The organism is Mycobacterium sp. NGS61 (assembly GCF_059812325.1).
Genome location: NZ_JCALCL010000028.1, coordinates 1 through 905, shown reverse-complemented (window position 1 = coordinate 905; position 905 = coordinate 1). Strand labels below are relative to the sequence as shown.

At 69.8% G+C, this 905-nt stretch carries 1 protein-coding gene; it reads right to left on the bottom strand.

Annotation, left to right across the window (positions count from 1 at the left end; all coding sequences use genetic code 11):
* Window positions 1–263: 263 nt before the first annotated feature.
* Window positions 264–905, bottom strand: a 642-nt coding sequence (locus AC5Y3Z_RS25505) for a PPE family protein, SVP subgroup (RefSeq protein WP_499919719.1), incomplete at its 5' end; no start/stop codon positions are given.

The window sequence follows — 905 nt, the reverse complement described above, 5'->3', positions numbered from 1 at the left end:
TATCCTAACCAGCCAGCCGCGTCAACGGCGCCAACAAGTACCTGCGACCTGCCCCGTACCCAGCTCACGGCTGGATCGTAAGTCAGACCGCACCGATAAGTTCGGGCTTTCACCAAATGAGCTGACGTTTTGGTTTTCGGACACCGAATCGACTTTGCTTCCAACTGAGTATATTCCACGTTCGAACATGCCACGGGCGCGAATTGCGCACCCGTCCAGATGCGTGTCCGCGCCCGTGATCGGCACCTGGCCGAGGCTTGCGACTATCCGACTCCGGTCCGCGGGATCACGCTGGGCCGGTTCTGCACCACGTGCGGACTCGCACCGCCGCGGCCCATCATGCCGCCGGGCATGCCTCCCGCCCCGGCGCCGCCGCCCATCGGCATCGGCATCGGCATCATTCCCGTGCCGGCACCGGCAGCCATCCCGGCGGGGTTGGGCATGGCGCCCAGACCCGTCATCGCCGAACTGGTCAGCGCCTTAGGTACCGACCCCTGCCAGGTTGGGGGCACCGACATCGCACCCACCAGGCGCGCATTGCCCAGGCCGGCCGCCATCCCGGAACCGAGTCCGCCGCCGCCGGCACCCAAGCCGTTGAGCGCCGGGGCGGTGTCGCCGACGAACTTGGGAAGGTCGGCCAGCCCTTCGGTGGCTCCGGCCAGTCCGGCAGCACCGGCGTTGGCGGTCTGCCCGAGCTGCATCATCGGACCGATCAACATGCTGGCCGGCATCGCCCCCGCCTGCACCGCCGACATCACGGTCGCCACCGGCACCGCGGCCGCCGCCGACTGGACGCCGGCCACCACCGACGACGCGCCCGCGGCAACCCCTTCGGCCACCGGGCTCAGCGCCGCCGAGACCGAGGTCGCCGCCCCCACGACGTGGGCGTTGACCGTCGTGGCCAG